This is a genomic window from Sulfurimonas sp., from assembly GCF_028694895.1.
In the GTDB taxonomy this organism is placed as follows: Bacteria; Campylobacterota; Campylobacteria; order Campylobacterales; family Sulfurimonadaceae; genus Sulfurimonas.
In genome coordinates, this window is the sequence record NZ_JAQVKA010000107.1 from 1 (window position 1) to 4,602 (window position 4,602).

General features: G+C 33.8%; 3 protein-coding genes. All 3 read left to right on the forward strand.

What is annotated here, in order from left to right; translation table 11 throughout:
* Positions 1-1,337 (forward strand): FAD/NAD(P)-binding oxidoreductase (locus tag PHI38_RS09150; RefSeq protein WP_299855383.1); only part of this gene is annotated, 1,337 nt, incomplete at its 5' end.
* Positions 1,338-1,485: 148 nt separating this feature from the next.
* Entirely contained in the window at positions 1,486-2,430 is a 945-nt protein-coding gene (locus tag PHI38_RS09155; protein ID WP_299855386.1) for an MBL fold metallo-hydrolase, read from the forward strand.
* Between the two features lie 88 nt (positions 2,431-2,518).
* The coding region (locus PHI38_RS09160; RefSeq protein WP_299855389.1) for a hypothetical protein at positions 2,519-4,602 on the forward strand (2,084 nt) is incomplete at its 3' end.

Consider the following 4,602-nt stretch of genomic DNA (forward strand, 5'->3'; position numbering starts at 1 on the left):
CTTCAGCTGCTGTAGCATCTTCAGACGTAAAGGGTAAAATAGTGATTCTTGGTGGTGGTTTAGCTGGTATGAGTACCGCTGCTCGCCTAAACAACACTATATCAAATGCAGATATTACAGTAATTGAACCAGATCCTATCTCTGTTTCATATCAACCAGGACAAACATTGGTTGCAGCTGGTGTTTGGAAGCTAGATGATATCGTTTACAAAAGAGATGATTTTGTACCAAGTGGTGTTAAGTTGATTAAAGGAAGCGTAACTAAAGTTGATCCTGAAAACAACAAAGTAACTGTTGATGGAAGTCAAGATATCTCTTATGATCAGCTTATTATTGCTGCTGGTGCTAACCTTAACTATGCTGCTATTAAAGGTATTGAGGGTGAAATTACATCTTCTGGAAAAGATAATGCAGCTACAAAGCAAACTATCACTAAAGATGGTTTACACTCTATCTATTTCCAAGAGGGTGCAGTAGCAACATGGGATGGTATTCAAGAGCTTATTTCAAAAGCAAAAGCTCATACTGGTCCAGAAAAATTAAAAGCACTATTTACTAACCCAAGAGGTGCTATTAAGTGTGGTGGTGCTCCACTTAAAATCGTTTATTTAACACATGCTCGTCTTGTAGAAGCTGGTGTTCGTGATAAAGTTGAACTTACTTTTAACACAAACAATGGTGCTTTATTTGGTATTCCAGACTACAATGCTCCAATCGTTAAACAATTTGAAGCAAGAGGTTTTATAGCTAACTATAACCATAACCTAGTATCAGTAGATCCTGCTACTAAAACAGCAACTTTTAATAAGTGGCATATGGAAAAACAACAGTTTGAAGATGAAATGGGTGAGCCAATCATTAAAGAAGTTGAAGTTAGCGAGCCAGTTGAATTCAAGTATGACTTTATGCACGTAGCTCCTCCAATGAAATCTCCAGATGTTGTAGGTAAATCAAACCTTGGCTCTGGTGGCTGGGTTGCTGTAACTAAAGAGACTCTTCAATCTTCTTTCTTCCCTAATGTTTGGGCGGTTGGTGACTGTGCTGGTGTTCCAATGGGTAAAACTGGTGGTTCAGCTCGTAAGCAGTACAAAGTTATTGTTGATAACGTAGTTGCAGCGATGGGTGGAAAAGAATTACCATCTAAGTATGATGGATATACAGTTTGTCCACTTATTACTGGTCTTGGTACTGTTATGCTTGCTGAGTTTAACTGGACTAAGAAACCAACACCTTCATTCCCTCTTGACCCAACTCAAGAGAGATGGATTATGTGGTTATTAAAAGTTTATCTTCTTAAACCAATGACTATCCACGGTATGCTTTCAGGTAGAGCGTAACCAACCTTCTTCTTTTCCCTCTTCATGAGGGAAACTACATCTCATTCTTGCAATTTTAAATTAAAAAAAGTATAATTATTTTTGTGATAATTTTATCAAAAAAATTAATTAGGAGAGATTAGTGAAAAAAATCAGTTTAATAATTGCAATGATTATTACGTTTTCTTTGTCGTTAAATGCGTTTTCTTTAGGAAAACTAGGTGAGTTTAAATTTGAAAAAGCAAATGACAATGTATATATTATGCATGGTCCTGCTATGATGCCAAACAAAGAAAATGGCGGTTTCATGAATAACCCAGCACTAATAGAGAGCAAAAACGGGCTAATCGTAATTGACCCAGGTGGAAATTATAATGTTGGTAAAAACGTGCTTGCAGAGGTCGAAAAAGTAAGCAAAAAGCCTGTTATCGCCATCTTTAACACTCATAAACATGGTGATCACTGGTTTGCAAACAAAAATTTTCAAGAAAAATACCCAAATGTAAAAATCTATGCTTTAACTTACATGATAGAACAAGCTAAAGATAACGCTGCAGAGACTTGGTATGGGATACTTGGTTCATTAACCGGCAATCTTGAAGGCACTAAACCCTTTGCGTTTCCAAATACAGGTGTAGATCACAAGGAAACTGTAGTTATTGATGGTCAAACATTTATTATGCGTCATCCAGCACGTGGACATACTGATACTGATATATTAATTGAACATGTGAATTCAAAAACACTTTTTCTTGGAGACAATCTTATGAAAAACCGTTTTGGAGCATTTGATGAATCATCAAGTATTTTTGATAATATTCAAATACTTGAAAATGTTATAGCTCATAAAGACGGTTATAAAGATTATAAATTATATGTTCCAGGTCATGGTCCCTCAGGTAAACTACATGAAACATTGGACCCTTATTTGAAGTACATGAAGATAGTTATTGCAGGAGCCGAGAAGGCTTATAAAAATGGTATGGAAAGCTATGAGATAAAAGATGAAGTTTATAATAATCTAAAAGATTTTCATAAATGGGATGACATTGAAGGTCAAATGGGTAAACATTTGATTAAAGCTTATTCTGAAGTAGAAGCTAAAGATTTCTAAAACATAAAGCCATTTTTCAATGGCTTTATATACTCCTCCCTCAAATCATATTCAGTTCAAAAACTACATTTTTTATCTATAATATTTAATGTTTAAAATATATGAATGTTTAAAAGCCAAATCTGAGGTTGTTGCCTTAAAAGCCATAGATAACTCGCTTATAGCTTACTGCACAAAGTTTCATGGCATTAAAATATTCGATATTAATGATGGTGATACTAAACAAAGCATTGCCAATAGCTATCTTAATTCAACTACTTCAGCTCACACTTTTAGCCCAAACTCCAAATATTTTTCTTTTGCTATCTCGCCCTTTTTGTATGTCATTCATATAAAATCTAAAAATTTAATCCAATCAATTCAGACTCTTGATGAAGAGATAGAGCTAATAAGTTTTGACCCCTCTTCTAGCTATCTTATAGTAGGAACAAAAAGTGGCAGAGTGCTGCAGTATACGCTAAATCAACCAAACCTTCTCTCAAGACTCTGCTCATTTGGTTATAAAAGAGAAGAGATTGGCGCTAGGGTCAAAGAGCGTGCAAGTTTTGTAAGTGCTTTTGCCTTTTATAAAAACCTCTTTGCGTGTAGTGGGTATGGTGGTCTTATTTATATTATCGATATCAATACTCAGACAAATAAACAGAGCATAACTCACAATAAAAGTCATACAGATGCTTTATGTTTTTTAGATGAAAATAGGCTTGTTTGTGGGAGTAGTGATGGTACTCTTAGTATATTTTTTCTAGATAATCCAAGCAATAATAAAGTTATAAGAACTACAATACCTGATATAAAGCAACTTCTTATTATGCCAAACCCAAACTATCTCATGGTTGTTGGCAAATCTAAAACTATAACGATAATAGATACAACAAGTTATAAAATCATTCATAGCAAATACATAGAATTTAAATCTCAGATACAAAGAGTTGATATACTTAATGATGAGTATTTGCTCGTTGCTCTTGTAGATAATACTATTTTAAATGTTGAGCTAAGAGGAGTTACAAAACTAAAATCACTTATCCTTCATAATTCACTTGAAGAGGCATTTGAGCTTCTAGACGAAGAGCCGATGCTTCATGGTTCACATGAGCATAAAATACTTGAAGATAGGTTTGAGATAAGTTATAAAAATGCAACAAAAGCACTTATAGGTCAAAATATTGCCTTAGCTTTACAGATACTAGATGTTTATAAAAATGTAAAATCAAAACAGCAAAAAATAAAAGAGTTATTTGATGCTTTTAAAAATTACTCTAGATTTCAGACACTTTTTTTAGAGAAAAAATACCACATTGCTTATGCCATGTGTTCAAAATATGAAGCATTAAAAAATACAATTCAGTACCAAAAAATGGAACAATCATTTAAAACAACTTTCTTAAATGCACAAAGACTTATTATAAAAAATGATATTCAAGGAGCAAAAGCACTTCTGAGTCAATACAGTTCTATTCTTAGTAAAAAGCCACTTATCAACTTGCTTCTTACCCATAACAAGGAGTTTGTAGCACTTTTAAAAGCAATTCAAAAAAAAGATTTCAACACTATAAATCAGCTAACAAAAATGAATGAGCTCTTTAAAGAGATTCCAAACTATACTCTAATGCATGCCCAAATAAGGGAGATTCTTGATAACGCTCAAGTAGCAATCAAAAAAGGAGATACCCAAGATGCCAAAAGGCTTCTTCTTTATGTAGATGGGATAGATGCTATACAAAACCAAGTGGATGAACTCTATAAAAGATGTACGTACATGCAAACCCTACAAAAAGCTTATGACAAGGGCGATTTTGTCGAGTGTTATGAGATTTTGGATTTGCATAAATATCTCAAAACAGTGGAGCTAGGAGTTCTTTTAGAAAATCACTGGTCAAAACTTATGCAAAAATGTGAAGGGTATGCTCTAAGTGGCAATATAAAAGATATAAAAAAAACACTCGCAGAGTTAATAACTCTTCACAGCAGACGCCATAAAATTGGTGACTTGCTAAGGGTAAGCTTTCATGTAAGAGTTCAGAAGCTTCTTGCAGAAAAAGACTTTAATGGCTCAGAAGCAATTATTTACACATATATAGATATTTTTGGTATGGATAGTGAGATTAGTAATTTAATGGAAAACTTTGAGAAGATTTCAGCCCGTAATCTTGCAATAACAGAGGTTCAAGC